Annotated in this window: 12 protein-coding genes and 1 pseudogene; 1 reads left to right on the plus strand and 12 read right to left on the minus strand. The window is 71.5% G+C overall.

What is annotated here, in order from left to right; translation table 11 throughout:
- Positions 1-5: 5 nt before the first annotated feature.
- A complete protein-coding gene (locus tag JSY14_RS08060) occupies positions 6-797 on the minus strand; it encodes a hypothetical protein (protein ID WP_432803627.1) in 792 nt (263 codons plus the stop codon).
- 45 nt (positions 798-842) lie between these two features.
- Here JSY14_RS08060 and JSY14_RS08065 point away from each other — a divergent pair, with 45 nt between their 5' ends.
- A complete protein-coding gene (locus JSY14_RS08065) occupies positions 843-2,615 on the plus strand; it encodes a S9 family peptidase (protein ID WP_259558242.1) in 1,773 nt (590 codons plus the stop codon).
- Positions 2,616-2,902: 287 nt separating this feature from the next.
- Here the strand turns inward: JSY14_RS08065 and JSY14_RS08070 are convergent, their stop codons facing one another.
- From JSY14_RS08070 to JSY14_RS08120, 11 genes and pseudogenes are all read right to left on the minus strand, one after another.
- Entirely contained in the window at positions 2,903-4,801 is a 1,899-nt protein-coding gene (locus tag JSY14_RS08070) for an ABC transporter ATP-binding protein (RefSeq protein ID WP_259558243.1), read from the minus strand.
- The gene (locus tag JSY14_RS08075) at positions 4,798-6,618 is read right to left on the minus strand and encodes an ABC transporter ATP-binding protein (protein ID WP_432803656.1); all 1,821 of its coding nucleotides are present in this window, start codon (positions 6,616-6,618) and stop codon (positions 4,798-4,800) included. The genes JSY14_RS08070 and JSY14_RS08075 overlap by 4 nt, the downstream gene beginning before the upstream one ends.
- 289 nt (positions 6,619-6,907) lie before the next feature.
- Positions 6,908-7,249 (minus strand): hypothetical protein, encoded by a 342-nt coding sequence (locus JSY14_RS08080; RefSeq protein ID WP_259558245.1) that lies wholly within the window; start codon positions 7,247-7,249, stop codon positions 6,908-6,910.
- Between the two features lie 156 nt (positions 7,250-7,405).
- Positions 7,406-7,822: a dihydroxyacetone kinase phosphoryl donor subunit DhaM gene (dhaM, locus tag JSY14_RS08085; RefSeq protein ID WP_259558246.1), complete on the minus strand. Its 417-nt coding sequence runs from the start codon at positions 7,820-7,822 to the stop codon at positions 7,406-7,408.
- Positions 7,819-8,502 carry a dihydroxyacetone kinase subunit DhaL gene (dhaL, locus tag JSY14_RS08090; RefSeq protein ID WP_259558247.1) on the minus strand — a complete coding sequence of 228 codons (684 nt, stop codon included), beginning with the start codon at positions 8,500-8,502 and terminating at the stop codon, positions 7,819-7,821. Before dhaL ends, dhaM begins: the two co-directional genes overlap by 4 nt.
- A gap of 2 nt (positions 8,503-8,504) precedes the next feature.
- Positions 8,505-9,512, minus strand: coding sequence for a dihydroxyacetone kinase subunit DhaK (dhaK, locus tag JSY14_RS08095; RefSeq protein ID WP_259558249.1), 1,008 nt, complete (start codon positions 9,510-9,512; stop codon positions 8,505-8,507).
- A gap of 60 nt (positions 9,513-9,572) precedes the next feature.
- Positions 9,573-10,943: a branched-chain amino acid transport system II carrier protein gene (brnQ, locus tag JSY14_RS08100; RefSeq protein ID WP_259558250.1), complete on the minus strand. Its 1,371-nt coding sequence runs from the start codon at positions 10,941-10,943 to the stop codon at positions 9,573-9,575.
- Between the two features lie 4 nt (positions 10,944-10,947).
- Positions 10,948-12,686: pseudogene (locus JSY14_RS08105) on the minus strand (glycoside hydrolase family 13 protein).
- Positions 12,687-13,110: 424 nt separating this feature from the next.
- Positions 13,111-14,028 carry a carbohydrate ABC transporter permease gene (locus tag JSY14_RS08110; RefSeq protein WP_259558251.1) on the minus strand — a complete coding sequence of 306 codons (918 nt, stop codon included), beginning with the start codon at positions 14,026-14,028 and terminating at the stop codon, positions 13,111-13,113.
- Positions 14,025-14,900: a carbohydrate ABC transporter permease gene (locus JSY14_RS08115; protein WP_259559633.1), complete on the minus strand. Its 876-nt coding sequence runs from the start codon at positions 14,898-14,900 to the stop codon at positions 14,025-14,027. Before JSY14_RS08115 ends, JSY14_RS08110 begins: the two co-directional genes overlap by 4 nt.
- 130 nt (positions 14,901-15,030) lie before the next feature.
- Positions 15,031-16,011 carry an ABC transporter substrate-binding protein gene (locus tag JSY14_RS08120; protein WP_259558252.1) on the minus strand — a complete coding sequence of 327 codons (981 nt, stop codon included), beginning with the start codon at positions 16,009-16,011 and terminating at the stop codon, positions 15,031-15,033.
- Positions 16,012-16,173: the final 162 nt, after the last annotated feature.

The following is a 16,173-nucleotide window of genomic DNA, read 5'->3' on the forward strand; positions in this document are numbered from 1 at the left end:
AACCGCTACAGCGACGGCCTGACGCGCTGCGGCCCGGTGCGCCGGGCGTGTTCCTGCTCTGACTGCTCGGCCCGGGCGAGGTTCTGCGCCCGGTCGAGCGCGGCTCGGGCGCGGGCGGCGTCGAGCTTCTGCGACTCGGCCTCGGCAGGCGCTCCGAGGGGTGCAGGCCCAGTGATGCCGTAGCGGTCGCGGTAGGCGGCGATGGTGCGAGCAGCGTACCGCCATGCCTGGGCCGCTCGCGCCTGCTTCGGCTGGACGCCGAGCTTCGCGATCCACTCGTGCTTCTCCGTGAGCGCGGTGTCGAGGAGGGCATCGGCCCGGGTCTCGATGAGGTCGCGTCGCTCGGTCAGCGCCTGCCGCATCTCGGACGGCACGGTGCCGGCGGCTTCGGGGATGAGGCCGGCGATCAAGCGTGGTCCCTTCCGCGCGCGGCCCGACCCTGATGGCCGCGCGGTCACCTTGGCGACACGGTAGTGCAGGACCGCGGCAATGTCGTCGGCGTCCCCGAACCCGCGCGCTCGCACGAGGCGCGGCAGCAGGCTCGCGACGTCGTGCTGGTTCGCCTCGGCCCGCCGTAGCTCTGCGGTCAGCGCTCCGAATGCGGGTGAGGCGATCGCGTCGTCTGCGTCCTCGTCGCTGAGCCCACAGGAGCGGATGAGTGCGGCCCAGCGATCGTGCTGTGCGGCGGCGGCCAGGGTCTCGTACTCGGCGGCGAGCTGCGCGATCGAGGCCCAGGCGTCCTGCTCGGCGGTGATCGTCTCATGCGCAGAGAGCTCGGCGCCGACGTGCTGCAGCACCCCGAACAACACACTCCTGGCGGTGGCGTCCGTGTTGTCGCCAGGGTGAGGGCCATCGTGGAACCGCAGGTGGTGGAGTTGCCGGACGGTCGGCGGGAGCTGTGGGCGGTGTGCGAGGACCACACGCGCCCCGCGCCCGCCGACCCCACCCCCGCTGCCGGGGCCGGGGTCGGGCCTGCCCCGGTCGTCGACCCGCACATCGAGCGATACCTGGTGGCGATCCCCCTCGACGGGTCCGCAGCGCAGGATCCCGCTCGGTTGCGACAGATCACCCCGTCGGCCCGGTTCACGGCCGCCGCGCGCCTGAGCCCGGACGGCCGCCTGCTCGCGTGGATCACCTGGGAGCATCCGCGGATGCCGTGGGATGGGACCGAGCTGCACGTCGCCCCGATGGAGGACCCCGACGGGGACGGGCCTGTCGCGGTCGCGGGCCAGGTGATCGCCGGGGGCGAGTCGGTGTCGGTGCTGCAGCCGGAATGGGTGGATGAGGACCGGCTGATCCTGGTGTCGGACGAGAGCGGCTGGTGGAACCCCTGGCTGTGGATGGACGGCATGGGTCTGCGGCCCGTGCTGCAGCAGGACGAGGAGTTCGCCGGGCCGCTGTGGTCCATCGGCACCACCTGGATGCACGTGCTGGACACGGACCGGGTGCTGGTGCAGCACGGTCGGGCGCAGCAGCGGCTCGGTGTGCTGGACCTGCGCACCGCCCGGATCGCCGACCTGGACCAGCCGCTCACCAGCCTGTCGGCGGTCGCCGTGGGGCCCCGCGGGAGCGGGAGTCACGGCGGCCCGGTCGGGTCCGTCGGCCCGGTCGGGCCCGGCGGCGCGGCGGGGAGTGGAGGGCGCGCGCTCGCCATCCTCGGGGCCTCCCCGACCCGGTTCCCGGCGCTGTTGCGCGGCCGCCTCGTGACGGACGCGCAGGGGGCCCACTGGCGCGATGAGCGTGTGGTGCGATCGTCCCGCACGGACACGCCCGATCCCGCGGCCCTGCCGGTCGTCGAGGAGCTGCAGGTCACCACCGCCGACGGGCGGGTCATCCACGCCGTGCTGCACCGCCCGCGGCTGCAGGGCGTGGAAGGGCCCGCCGGGGAGCTGCCGCCCTTCGTCGCGTTCGTGCACGGCGGGCCGACGTCGCAGGCGCCTCTGGCGCTGAATCTCGCCGCCGCGCTGTACACGTCGCGCGGGATCGGGGTGGTGGACGTGAACTACGGCGGCTCCACCGGGTACGGCCGCGCCTACCGGGAGCGGCTCACGGGGCAGTGGGGTGTGGTGGATGTGGCCGACACCGTCGCGGTGATGGAGCACCTGGTGGCCGAGGGCATCGCCGACGGTCGGCGGCTCGCGATCGAGGGTGGCTCGGCCGGTGGGTGGACGACGCTCGCGTGTCTCACCCGCACCGACACCTTCGCCGCCGGCATCTCCCGTTACGGGGTGGCGGATCTCGAGGGGCTGCGGCGCGACACCCACGACTTCGAGTCCCGGTACCTGGAGGGCCTGGTGGGGCCGTGGCCCGAAGCGGCCGCGCTGTACGAGGAGCGGGCGCCGCTGCATCAGGTGGAGGGGCTGTCGGCCCCGGTGCTGCTGCTGCAGGGCGATGAGGATCGGGTGGTTCCGCCCGCGCAGTCCGAGGTGTTCCGTGACGCGCTCGCCGCGAAGGGCATCCCGCATGCGTACGTGCTGTATGCCGGCGAACAGCACGGGTTCCGTCGCGCTGAGACGATCCACGCCGCCACCGAGGCGAGCCTGTCGTTCTACGGGCAGGTGCTCGGCTTCGAGGTGCCCGGGGTGCCGCGGCTGGAGCTGACGACGGGGCGCTGACCGGGGTGCTGATCGGGGTGCTGACCGCGGTGCTGACGTCGGCGTTCTGGCGATCGGGCGTCGACGGCGGGGTGCCGATCGCTGTCGACGCCAGCCGCGTCTGCCGCCAGCCGCTTCTGCCGCCAGGCGCGCCGGGTCGACTGGGCGATCAGGAGCCCGGTCAGGGGCCTCACGAGTGGCGGACACCGGGTGTCCGGGTTTCTGGGGCGGAGTCGGGGTCGCCCACACCCGGGAGCACCCCGCCCCTCGTTCGCTGCGTCAGGGCGCCCCGTGCGCCGTCCCTGGCGTCACAGGGAGTCCTGCCACGCCTGATACAGCGCGGCGAAACGGCCTCCGGCGGCGACCAGCTCCTGCGGGGAACCGTCCTCGACCACCCGGCCATCGTCGACCACCAGCACCCGGTCGGCGATCATCACGGTCGACAGGCGGTGCGCGATGATCAGCGCCGTCCGCTGCCCCAGCAGACTCGTCAGGCCCTCCTGCACGGCCCGCTCCGAGGGGATGTCGAGGGAGCTGGTGGCCTCATCGAGGATCAGCACCCGCGGATCGGCCAGGAATGCCCGCGCGAAGGAGATCAACTGCCGCTGACCTGCGCTGACGCGGACGCCACGGCGGTGCACATCGGTGTCGAAGCCGTCGGGCAGGGCCCGGATGAACTCGCCGGCGCCGATCGCATCCGCGGCGGCCTCGATCTCCTCGCGGCTGGCCCCGGGGCGACCCAGCGCGATGTTGTCGGCCACCGTGCCGCTGAACAGGTACGCCTCCTGCGTCACCATCACCACCGCGCGCGTGAGGTCCTGCGTCGACAGCTCCCGCAGATCCACCCCGTCGAGGGTGACACGGCCGTCGCTGACGTCGTAGAACCGCGCCACGAGCTTCGCGATCGTCGACTTCCCCGCTCCCGTGCGGCCCACCAGTGCGACCGTCTGACCGGCGGGGATGTGCAGATCCAGGGGCTGAAGCACGATCGGGGTGTCGGGCCGGTAGCGGAACGACGCGTCATGGAACGCGATCTCCCCGCGCGCCCGCGGCAGCGGCGTCGGCCGCTCCGGCTCCACCACCCGCGGCTGCTCCGCCAGCAGCGTCGCGATCTTCTCCAGCGCCGCCACGGCCGACTGGAACGTGTTGTAGAAGTTCGCGATCTCATCGACCGGCTGGAAGAACCGTCGCGCATACAGCACCAGCGCCACCAGCACCCCGACCTGCAGGTCCCCGGCCACCACGCGGAACCCGCCGACCAGCAGCACCAGGGCGATCGTCGCGTTCGCCAGCACGCGCAGCGCCGGCTGGTACACGCCGAACACACGGATCGCCGCCATCGACGAGTCGCGGTACTGCCCCGCCAGACGGTCGAACTCCGCGTCGTTGTCACGCTCCCGCCGGAACGCCTTGACCGCCCGGATCCCGCCGAGCGCCTCCACGAAATGCACGATCAGTCGCGCCGAATGCGTGCGGTTCGCGCGGTACGCCTCCCGTGACCGGCGCTGGAACCAGATCGTCAGCAGCACGCACGGCACCAGCATCCCCAGCATCACCAGGCCGGTCGGGACGTCCATGCCGACGATCAGCACGATCGTGAACACCATCGACAGGGAGGCGCCGACCATCACGTTCACACCCGAGTCGAGCAGCTCCCGCAGCGTCTCCATGTCACTGGTCTGACGCGAGACGATCCGGCCCGAGGTGTACCGCTCATGGAACTCCAGGTCCTGCTGCTGCATCGCCTGGAACACGCGGCGGCGAAGCGTCAGCAGCATCCGCTGACCGACCACCACTGACTGGCGCACGTAGCCGAAGGTCAGCAACCCGCCGACGACCGCCGCGGTGATGTGCAGGGCGGCGGCGAGCAGCGCGGGTCGGCCGTCACCGGCGATCAGGGCGGGAAGGGCCTCGTCGATGCCCCAGGCGATGATCGCCGGGCCCGCCACCACTGCCAGCTGCGCCACGACCACCATCAGGCCCATGAGCACGAACTGGCCCTTCACCGGGGCGATCAGCTCGCCGAGCAGCCGCAGGGAGCGGCGACGGGAGGCGCGGTTCTCCTCGACGCTGAGGGTGCGGCCCTCGTCGTCGGCCGGGCGCCCGTTCCGGGGCGCGGGCTGAGTACCGGGCGCCGCCGTGCCGGGTGTTGTCGTGCCGGGTGCTGTCGGGGAGCTGGTCGGGGCGTTGGTACGGGGCGTGCTCATCGGCGGGCCTCCTCACCGGCGACCCCGCGCAGATCCATCTCCCCGGTGAGGGTCTCGATGGTGCGGGCCTCCCGGGCCTCCTGCTCCTGCGCGGCGATCACGAAGCGGTAGCGCGCGGAACTCGCCAGCAGCTCCTGGTGGGTACCGACGGCGACGATCCGGCCGTCGTCCAGCAGCGCCACCCGGTCGGCCAGGGCGACGGTGCTGGTGCGGTGCGCGACGATCAGGGTGGTGGTTCCCTCCAGCACCGCCCGCAGCCGTTCGGTCACGCGCTCCTCCGTCTTCGTGTCGAGCGCCGACAGCGGGTCATCGAGCAGCAGCACCGCGGGCCGGGCGGCGATCGCCCGGGCCAGGGCGAGGCGCTGCCGCTGCCCGCCGGACAGCGACAGACCCTCCTCACCGATGCGGGTGTCGACACCATCGGGCAGGGTGTCGACGAAAGTGGCGTCGGCGGTCTCCAGGGCCTGCCGCAGCAGGGTCTCCGCCTGCTCCGGGGTGAGCGACGGGTCGGCGCCCAGCAGCACGTTCTCCCGCACCGAGTCGGAGAACAGGGTGGCGTCCTCGAAGGCGACGGCGGTGAGGGTGCGCAGGTCGGTGAGGGTCATGTCCCGCACGTCGACGCCGTCGATGGTGAGGCGGCCCCCGGTGACGTCGTACAGCCGCGGCACCAGCTGCAGCATCGTCGACTTCCCCGACCCTGTGACGCCGACCAGGGCCATCGTCTCGCCGGGCCGGATCTCGAGGTCGACGCCCGCCAGGAGATCGTCGATGCGCTCGGGGGCGTCGGGGTAGCGGAAGCGGACGTGCTCGAACCGCACCAGCCCGCGGGCACCGTGTGCGTCGACCGGCGCCGGGTCGGCGGGATCGACGATGGTGTCGGCGGTGTCCATCACCTCGTAGTGCCGGTCGAGCGCGGTGGTGGTGTTCACCGCCTGGCCGAACAGCATGCCGAGCATCCGCACCGGCCCGATCACCATGGTCGCGGTGGCGAAGTACCCGGCGAGCTGGCCGACGGTCAGGCGGCCGTCGGCGACGAGATGCAGGCCGAGGAACAGGGCGATGCCGAGGGCGAGCTCCGGCAGCATGAACATGGCCATGTCGAAGCGGGCCATGGCGGAGGCCTTCGACACCTCGGTGCGGCGCAGCGTCTCGGCCTGGCGGGTGAATGCGTCGAGGGCCTGCGGGCCGCGACCGAAGGCCTTCAGCACCCGGATGCCCTGCACGGACTGTTCCACGGAGGTGGCGAGGTCACCGTTCTGGTCCTGCGAGCGGCGCGAGAGGATCGAATAGGTGCGGTTGAACCGGAAGGCGATGATCGCCACCGGGATCGCGGCCAGGAAGAACACCCCGGCCAGCAGGGCGCTGGAGCGGATCAGCAGCAGCATGCCGACGACGATGGTGACGCCGCTGGTGACCGCCATGATCATGCCGAAGGCGATCCAGCGGCGGATGAGGTTGATGTCGCCCATCATGCGCGAGAGCAGCTGGCCGGAGCCCCAGGCGTCGTGGAAGGCGACGGGCATGCGCTGCACCTTGTGGTAGAAGGCGACGCGGATGCCCTTCTCGACGAGGGTGGAGGGCGCGACGGCGAACACGCGGCGCAGCCAGATCAGGCTGGCCTCGACCAGGCCGAGACCGAGGACGATCGCGGCCCCCGTCCACACCACGGTGGCGGCGGCACCGACGTCGAGGCGGTTGACGACGACCTCGAGGACCTGCGGGATCAGCAGCGCCACGATCGACGCGGTCAGGGCGGTGAGCAGGCCGAGGAACAGGCGGACGCGGATCGGTCGGACGGTCTGCCACAGACGGGACATGGTCGCGAACACGGGAGCTGTGCCTTCGTGCAGGGCATCGGGCGGCGGCACGGGCGCGACCGGGCGGGGTGGCACCGGGTGGCGGTGTCGGGGGAGGGCGCGTGCTGGGCGATGCGGAACGGGTGGGCGGGACGACGGTCATCCAGCCTATCCAGGCGGCCGCGGGCGTGGGAGGGGGTCCGCCGGGGGAGGACGGCGAAGGGACCCGCGGCGGGTCAGACGCGAGGGCGTCGGCCCGGTCGACCGTGGGGAGCGTTGACCCGGTCCACCGCGGAGATGGTCGGTCCTGTCAGACGCGTGGTCGGTCGGCGACCAGGTGCGCGGCACCGGCCGCCGCGGCGGTGACGACGGAGACCGAGGGCCAGGCGCCGATCTTCTTCGCCAGCGGGTGCGACAGCCCGAACGCGGCCAGGTACCCGGCCGTGAGGGCTGCGGTCGTGGCGGGTCCGCGGCGTGCCAGCCAGCTGCGCGCCGCCCAGGCGCCGGCGGCGGCCAGCACCACGCCGCCGAGCGGTCGGACGCCGGTCTCGCGCGCTGTGACGTACCCGCCGACCAGGCCCGTCGCGACCACCGGGGCCGTGGCGACGTCAGCGGCGATCTTCCAGGTGAATGGGCTGCGGTCGGTGCTCATGGGCGCAGGGTAGGCCCGCGGTCTGGGAGCCGCGGGGGAGCCGCGACGGCCCGTCCCCTTCACCCTGGACGGGGTCGGGGTGGCCGACCTGGCGAGTGGCGGACAACGGGTGTCCGCATTGCGGGCCAGCGATGCCGCAGTGGCGCGCCCCGCGGGTCAGCCCCGGACGGTCGCCAGGTGCGTGCGCTTGGCGTCCACGCCGGTCTCGGCCTCGGCGATCACGGCGGCCGGATCGGCTCCGGTGGACGCGAGGACCACCGCGCCGACCAGGCCCTCCACCAGCGGGGCCCACGTCGGATGCACCCGCTCGGCAAGGTCCGGGTCGAGCATCTCGATCGCCATCTCGGTGCTCATGATCGCGGAGCCCAGATCCATGAGGACCACCACGCCCTGGTCGTCCATCGCCTGCTCGATCGCCTCCTGGATGGCGGTGGCGTCGGTGCCGAGCGTCGTCTCGGACAGACCCGCGGCGATCTCGATGCGCGGGGCGTGGTCGCGGACCATCTCGCGGGCGAGGTCAACCGCGGCGGTGGCGAGGGCATGGGAGTGGGACACCACGACGATGCCGGTCATGCGGCATCACCGCCCGTCGCGCCCGCCTCGACGGTCTCGGCGAGGGCCTGCCACAGCAGGGCGGTGGAGGCGGCGCCGGGGTCGATGTGTCCGCGGGAGCGTTCTCCCAGGTAGGAGGCGCGGCCCTTGGTGGCGACCATGTCGGCGGTGGCGTCACGGCCCGCCGCGGCGGCGTCGGCCCCGGCGCGCACGGCTGCCGCGAGGGAGTTCTCGGCCTGCTCCATGGCCTCCAGAGCCGGGGCCCAGGCGTCGAGCATCGTCTTCTCCCCCGGGGAGGACTTGCCACGCTGGGCGATGCCCTCCATCCCGGCGCGCAACGCGGCGGCGAGGGGGGCGGCGTCCGCCGTGTCGGCGTCCTTCAGCGCTCCGGCGGCCCGCAGGAAGAACGTGCCGTACAGGGGGCCGGAGGCACCACCGACGGTCGAGACCAGCGTCATGCCGACCTTCTTCAGCAGGGCCTCGGGGGTGCTGAGGGATCCGCCCGCGGCGGGCCCGTCGGCATCGAGCAGCTCCACGACGGCCTGCAGGCCGCGTTTCATGTTCTGGCCGTGGTCGGCGTCGCCGATCTCACCGTCCAGCGCCGTCAGCTCGGCGGCGTGCTCGGTGATGAGCTGGGCGCTCCGGCGCAGCCATCGCTCCAGGGCGGCGGCGTCGAGGGTCGAGAGGGGGTTCGCGTTCATGCTCATCGCCCCCACCGCAGCGCCGTGGTGTGCACGGGGGCATCCCACAGGCGCAGCATGTCGTCGTCGAGCCGGAGGATGGACAGCGAGGCCCCGGCCATCTCGAGGCTGGTGATGTAGTCGCCGACCAGGTGGCGGGCGACCCGGATCCCGGCGGCGTCGAGCAGCTTCTCCGCCTCGTCGAGCAGGATGTACTGCTCCAGCAGCGGGGTGCCGCCCATGCCGTTGACGAACAGCAGCACCGGGGCGTCACCGTCGCCGGAGGGCAGCTCGGCCAGGATCGGTTCGACCATCGCCCGGGCGATCTCGGAGGCGGGGGCGATCCTCTCGCGGCGCCGGCCGGGCTCGCCGTGGATGCCGATACCGATCTCGATCTCGTCGTCCCCGAGCTCGAAGGACGGTTTGCCGTTGGCCGGGACGACGACGGAGGTGAGGGCCACGCCCATGGAGCGGACGTTGGCGTTGACCCGGGTGGCGATCTCCGCGACCTCGGCCAGGCCCAGGCCCTCCTCCGCGGCGGCGCCGGCGATCTTCTCCACCAGCACGGTGCCGCCCACGCCGCGGCGCCCCGCGGTGTACAGGGAGTCCTCGACGGCGACGTCGTCGTCGGTGACGACGGCCTGCACCTCGATGCCGGACTCGGCGGCGGCGAGCTCGGCCGCCATCTCGAAGTTCATGACATCACCGGTGTAGTTCTTGACGATGTGCAGCACCCCGGCGCCGCGATCGACGGCCTGCGTCGCGGCCTGGATCTGATCGGGCACAGGGGAGGTGAAGACCTCACCGGCCACGGCGGCGTCGAGCATGCCGTGGCCGACGAACCCGCCGTGGAGGGGCTCATGGCCGGAGCCGCCGCCGGAGACGATGGCGACCTTGCCCTGGTCCTTCGGGGTGGCGCGCAGGATCACGCGGTTGTCGTGGTCGACGGTCAGAAGGTCGCGGTGAGCGCGTTCGATGCCCCGCAGGGCGTCCGCGACGACGGTGTCGGGCGAGTTGATGATCTTCTTCATGCGGGCACGCTACCCGGGAGGCCCGGGAGATCCCAGGGGCGGGGGTCCCGACCCCCGATCTCACGCAGCGGCCGTCGGCCGCCGTCCCGTCAGGTCCACCAGCAGGCCGACCGCGAGCGCGACCAGCGCCGGAACCACCCACGCCAGTTGCAGCTCGCCGAGCGGGAACGCATCGAGCAGCTGCCGCAGCGGTGCGAACACCGCCGCCTGGGTGGACCACAGTGCCTCCGGCACCGACAGCAGGCCCGCCACCCACGCGGGCAGACGGTAGGCCCAGTGCAGCCGCCCGGCCCCGTGCCCTGCGCGCACCCCGCGCAGCAGCACCTCCAGCAACGCCACCAGGATCAGGCAGATCACGATCGGGTACAGCAGCTGATTGATCGGGGCCACCACCGCGAGGATCGCCTCGAGGCCCAGGTTCGACAGCAGGAACGACACCCCCAGTGTCAGCGTCAGCCACGCGTGCTCGCTCAGGCGCGGCCACAGCTCATGGAAGAACTGCGCGCTCGCCGACGAGAGGCCGATCGTCGTCGTCAGACACGCCAGCACCACGATCGCGCCGAACAGCAGCTGACCGGCCGTGCCGAAGCGCTCCTGCGCCACACCGGCCAGCACCTCCGCACCGTTCGATCCGGCCCCCACCATGCCCACGCGCACCAGCCCCGCGTACACCGCGACCAGCAGCGCCGCCGCGATCACCGCCGAGATGACCGTGCCGCGTCGCACCGCCTGACGATCCAGCCCCGCCGCGGTGAACGACCCGATCACCACGCCCGCGAACAGCAACGCCGCCAGGGCATCCATCGTGAAATAGCCCTGCACGAAGCCCGCCAGCTCAGGCGACCGCGCGTACGTGGCGGATGGCTGGGGATGCACCGGTGCCACCTGCAGCACCGACACCACCAGTGCCGCGAGCAACGCCAGCAGCAGCGGCGTCAGCCAGCCGCCCAGCACGGTGAGGATCCGCGACGGCCGACGCGTCAGCACATACGCCAGACCGAAGAACACCGCCGAATACGCCACCCGCGCCGCGATACCCCCGGCGCCGCCCGCATCGGCGGCCAGCACACCGTCGCCCCCACCGCCGAGCGCCGGCGCCAGCGACATCTCGTAACTGACCGCCCCCACGCGCGGGATCCCGTAGATCATGCCGCAGCCCAGGAAGATCGCCGCTGTCACCAGCAGCCCCAACCGTGGGCCGATGCGGTCGGCGAGGCGCCGCTCCTCGGGGCGCACCGTCGTCGCGGCAATTGTGGACAGCGCGGGCAGCAGCACCCCGGTGAGGGCGAAGCCGAGCATCGCGCGGGAGGCCGCGGGCCCGGCCTCCACCCCGATCATCGTCGGGATGATCAGGTTCCCGGCGCCGAAGAACATGGCGAACAGTGCCAGGCCGGTGGCGGCGACCAGGCGCGCAGACAGGTGAGGACTCACCCGCTCAGACTCGCATCCACACGGTCGTGGCGCCGGGCAGACGGCCTGGGTCGGCCCCCGGATGCGACACATCCCCGCCCGGCCCGCTGGACGCACCCTCGAGGGGACCGCTGGACGCACCCTCGAGTGGGCCGCTGGCCAGCAGCACCTTGCCGTCGGGCAGGTCGACGGCCGCGTCGCCGAAGTTCGTGATGCTCAGCCAGCCGCCCGGTCGGCGGAACGGCAGCACGTCCCCCGTCGTCAGGGTCTCGTCCCAGGTGAGCTCCTCGTCGGCCTGCAGGTCGCGACGCAGATGCAGCGCCGCCCGGTACAGCTCCAGGGTGGAGCCCTCGACCCCGTCCTCGGCCTCGACGGACAGCGGGCCGAACCATTCCGGCTGCGGCAGATGCGCCGGGGCCGGGTGCTCGGCCTCCGCGGGGGTGGCCAGGTCGGCGGGCTTCTCGACCGGCCGCGAGAACCCGAAGTTGGCGTCGGCCGCGCGTGTCCACGGGATCGGCACCCGGCAGCCGTCGCGGCCCTTGTCGACCCCCGGGGAGCGGAAGAACGTCGGATCCTGACGCGCCTCGTCGGGGATGTCCGCGACCTCCTGCAGGCCCAGTTCCTCCCCTGGTACAGGTACGCCGACCCGGGCAGCGCCAGCATCAGCAGTGTCGCCGCCCGTGCCCGGCGCAGACCCAGCTCGCGATCCACTCCGCTGTCGGGCCCGCCCTCGAGGATCCAGCGCACGCCCTGCTTCTCCCCGCTGCCGTCGAGCGGCGGCAGACCGAACCGTGTCGCGTGCCGCACCACGTCGTGGTTGGAGAACACCCAGGTGGAGCTGGAGCCGGCGGCCTGCGCCTCGGCCAGGTTCTCGCGGATGATCCGGTGGAACTGCGCGGCGTCGAAATCCGCCACCAGCAGGTCGAAGTTGAAGGCCTGCCCCAGCGACGTCGGGCTCGCGAACCGCGCCCGCTGTGCCGCGGTGTCCACCCACGCCTCGGCGACGGCGATCCGCGGCGGGTCGTAGGAATCCATGAGTTGGCGCCACTCGGCGTAGATCTCATGCACCTCGGGACGCTGCTCATACGGGTGCTCACCGGAGACCCGCGGGATCGCCTCCAGCTCCGCCGTGGCGCGCAGCTGTGCGGTGTCCTGCGGGATGTCCTTGGCGACCAGGTGCGGCACGTCCACGCGGAAACCGTCGACGCCGCGGTCGGCCCAGAACCGCAGGGTGGTCAGGAAGTCATCGCGCACCTCGCGGTTCGACCAGTCCAGGTCCGGTTGCTCCTTCGCGAACAGGTGCAGGTACCACTGGCCGTCGCCGACCGGCTCCCACGCCGACCCGCCGAAATAACTGGTCCAGTCCGACGGCGGCTCCTCGCCGTTCTGCCCCCGCCCGTCGCGGAAGATGTACCGCCGGCGCGCCGCCGACCCCTTCTCCGACGCGAGTGCCTCCTGGAACCATTCATGCTGGTCGGAGGTGTGGTTCGGGACGATGTCGACGATCACGCGGATGCCGGCCGCGTGCAGCGCCGCGAGCATCGCATCGAATTCCTCCAGGGTGCCGATGCGCGGGTCCACATCGCGGTAGTCCGCCACGTCATACCCGCCGTCGGCGAGGGCCGAGGGGTAGAACGGCGAGAGCCACACGGCGTCGACCCCGAGCCGCTGCAGATACGGGACGCGGTCGAGGACACCGGCGACGTCGCCGATGCCGTCCCCGTTCCCGTCGGCGAAGGAGCGCGGATACACCTGGTACACCACGGCCTGGCGCCACCACGTGGGGTCCGGGGTGAGGCCGGGGGTGGCGTCGGGGGTGGGCGCGGTCGCGTCCGTGCCGGCGCCGGCAGGGGCGGCGGTGTTCGTGGAGTCTCCGTGCGCGGCGTCTCCGTGCGCGGGGGCGCCGTGCGCGGGGGCGCCGGGGTGGTCAGCGGTGGGGCGGTCGGCGGGAGTCGTCATAGGTGTCCGATCCTTCCGTGGCCGGTGGGGCGGGGCAAGTGGGGGCGGGGTGGGGGCATCGTTGCGCGGTCGCCGAGCCGGTGATGCGCGGTTTGCGCGCGTGGGACGCGGGGTGCGGCAAGGGGCGGGGTCCGGCGTGGGGTGGGCGGCGGCGAGGGGCGGGGTGCGGCGGGCCGGTCCGAGGCGGCGTGTGGGAGCGCGCTCGGCCCCGCCCCACCGCCTCACGCGCTCACTTGATCGCACCTTGCGTGAGCCCGGACAGCACCCACCGCTGCGCCACCAGGTACGCCAGGATCGCCGGGGCCATCGCCATCAGGTAGCTGGCGAAGGCCACGTTGTAGTTGTTGGAGAACTGGGTCTGGAACATCGACTGCAGCACCGGGATGGTCTGCAGTGACGGGTCGGAGATGATCAACGACGGCATCATGAAGTCGTTCCAGGTCTGGATGAACGCGAAGATACCGACCGTTGCGCACATCGGCCCCAGCAGCGGCAGGATGAGCCGCCAGAAGACGGTCCAAGTGTTGGCACCATCCACGCGCATGGACTCTTCCAGCTCCAGCGGCAGCGAGCGCAGGAACGCCGTGAAGAGCATCGTGTTGAAGGCCATGGCGAAGGCGATGTGCAGCAGCGTCACACCCACCGGGTTGTCGAGCCCCAGCACCCCGGTGATCCGGATCTGCGGCAGCGCCACCACGGGGAACGGGATGAACAGGGCCGCCAGCAGATAGAAGAACGCACCCCGGAACAGCGGACGGTCCCAGTTGCGCACGATCGCATACGCCGCAGCAGAGGAAATGAGGATCTCACCGGCCACGGCCACTGCGGTGATGCCCAGGGACACCAGGAACGCCCGGGGAAAGTCGGTGAGGGTCCAGGCCTCCGCGAAACTCTGCAGGGTCGGTGGGGCGGGAAGGCTGAAGGCGTTGCCGTCGACGGCCTGCGACGTGGTCTTCAGGGACATGTTCACCGTGACGAACAGCGGGACCAGCACGGTGAGTGACCCGAGGGCCAGCAGGATCGTCAGCGGCCAGTTCGCGCGTTCTCGTCCTACGCGTCCGCGTCGCGAGGGGCTGTCGGCGCGGGTGGCACGCGGGTCGCGGTCGACGTGACGCAGGCCGGGATCGGTGGTGGCGACGGTGCTCATGATCCGTACTGGGTCCTTCCGCGCGTGGCCAGCAACTGCAGGGCGGCGATGGCGATCGACAGCAGGAAGAAGATCATCGCGTTGGCCATCTGGTACGCGTAATCACCGCCCTCGAAGCCTTCGAAGATCGCCATGGCGACGGAGCGGGTGGCGATACCCGGCCCGCCGTCGGTCAGGCCGACGATGATGTCGTAGGCGTTGAGATAGTTCTTGAAGCACAGGATCATGTTGATCACGACGAATCCCGAGACCAGCGGCAACGTGATGCGCCGCAGAGTCTGCCACCCGGTGGCGCCGTCCAGGGAACTCGCCTCGTACACCTCGTCGGGGATGGTGACCAGTCCGGCGATGTAGATCAGCATGGTGGAGGGGATCGACTGCCACGCCGTCACAAGCACCACTGCCACCCATGCCCATCGCTCACTGGCCAGGATCGACGTCGACAGCCACGACGAACCGAGGGAGGTGCCGAGAGCAGGGAGGGTCTGGGCGAATAGGTACTGGAACACGAAGGCGATGACGATTCCGGAGATCACCATCGGGATCACGTAGATGGTCCGCAGTGCCGCCACGAAGCGGATCCGCGAGGTCAGCCCGAGGGCCAGCGCGAATGCGACGAGGTTCACCACCAGCGTCGTCACCAGAGCCACCAATAGGGTGAAGCCGTAGGAGCGGCGCACGTTCTCGTCGCCGAACAGGGCGACGTAGTTGCGCAGCCCGATGAACTCCCAGTCTCCGAAGCCGATGGAGTTGGTGAGGCTGTACCCGAAGCCCAGCAGGGCCGGGATCGTGATCGCCACGGTCAGCAGCAGCACCGCGGGGGCGAGGAACAGATAGTGCAGCGGGTCGACGCGACGACGAGGCGTGCGCAGCTGCGATCGGCCGGTGGCGTCGGGACGGCCGGGGTCATCGGCGCGGCCGGCCTGTCCGGGCCCGCGGCCGGAATCACCGGCATCGCGGCCGGCTTCGTGGGGGATGGCGATGCTCACTGGGGACCTCCCGTCAGGACCGGTACGCGAGGCGCGCCCAGTCGGCGTCCATCTGGGCGAGGATCCGCTGCGGGTCAGACCCGTTCGCGATCGCCTGGACGTAGTTCTCGGTGGGAATGGACCGGGGGATGAACTGCGAGGCCCCCATGTAGAAGCGGCCCGCGTCGTAGTACTCGCGCATGCCGACGATCCGCTCGTCGGTCACGGGCGGGGCATCCTGCGTAGTGCCGAAGGCCAGGAATTCCTCGTTGTACGGGTTCTGCACCTCGGGCCGCATGAGGTACTTCAGGAACGCGCGGCCGCCGTCACGGTTCTTCGCAGCTTCCGGCACCCAGAGCGACAGGTCGATGTTCACCCGCACCTTGGTGTCGTCCGGGTTCTCCGTCATGGGCAGGGGGAAGGTGCCCAGCCGCACGTCGGTTCCGGCCTTCTCGATCTCCCCGAACGCCCACGGACCCTGGAAGTACATCGCCCCAGCCCCCTGCGCCATCGCCGTGTTGCCGTCGCCGTAGCCACGGTTCGGGGCGTCACGGTTCGTGAACGGCAGCAGTTGGACCATGCGCTGCATCGGCTCGGCGAAAGTGCGTTGGAACGACACCTCCGAGTCGGGCCCCACCTCCTCGCCGAGCTCCCGCATCCGCGTGTAGAACTCCCGCACATCGACCAAGCCGCCGATGGTGTAGTCGAACAGGCCCTGGGTGATCGTCCATGGATCGAGGAACGTGGAGTAGATCGGCGTGATGTCCGCGGATTGCAGCCGTTCGCAGATCTCCAGGAACTGCGACCAGGTGGTGGGTACCTCCAGGCCGTTGTCCTCGAAAATCTGCTGGTTGTAGATCACTGACGCGGCGGTGACGGAGTACGGGAGCACCGAGGTGCGGCCCTCATAGGTGGGGTACCAGTCGGCGAGCTCCGCGACATCGGGACGGATGCGGCCTGCCTCCGGCAGGTCGGCGAGGTCCGACAGGGCGCCGCGCTCCATGAAGCGCCCCATCTCCAGGTTGTAGTTCAGCCTGGATCCGCCGAGCCGGTTTTCGTGGCGTCGTGAAGGCGTTTCGGGCGCGGGCTGAGTAGGCGTTTCGGAGAAGGGTGTGAAAGGTCTGCCGGTCTGCCCGGCTTTTCCACTTCGGGTTCCTTCTCGTCGGGACAGGGGCTG

Origin of the sequence: Brachybacterium sillae, assembly GCF_025028335.1 — a bacterium.
GTDB classification, from domain to species: Bacteria; Actinomycetota; Actinomycetes; order Actinomycetales; family Dermabacteraceae; genus Brachybacterium; species Brachybacterium sillae.

Coding starts and splice junctions, on each gene's coding strand:
- JSY14_RS08070 (WP_259558243.1), bottom strand. CDS start 4,801: ATGAGCACGCCCCGTACCAACGCCCCGACCAGCTCCCCGACAGCACCC.
- JSY14_RS08075 (WP_432803656.1), bottom strand. CDS start 6,618: ATGTCCCGTCTGTGGCAGACCGTCCGACCGATCCGCGTCCGCCTGTTC.
- JSY14_RS08080 (WP_259558245.1), bottom strand. CDS start 7,249: ATGAGCACCGACCGCAGCCCATTCACCTGGAAGATCGCCGCTGACGTC.
- dhaM (WP_259558246.1), bottom strand. CDS start 7,822: ATGACCGGCATCGTCGTGGTGTCCCACTCCCATGCCCTCGCCACCGCC.
- dhaL (WP_259558247.1), bottom strand. CDS start 8,502: ATGAACGCGAACCCCCTCTCGACCCTCGACGCCGCCGCCCTGGAGCGA.
- dhaK (WP_259558249.1), bottom strand. CDS start 9,512: ATGAAGAAGATCATCAACTCGCCCGACACCGTCGTCGCGGACGCCCTG.
- JSY14_RS08110 (WP_259558251.1), bottom strand. CDS start 14,028: ATGAGCACCGTCGCCACCACCGATCCCGGCCTGCGTCACGTCGACCGC.
- JSY14_RS08120 (WP_259558252.1), bottom strand. CDS start 16,011: ATGGGGCGCTTCATGGAGCGCGGCGCCCTGTCGGACCTCGCCGACCTG.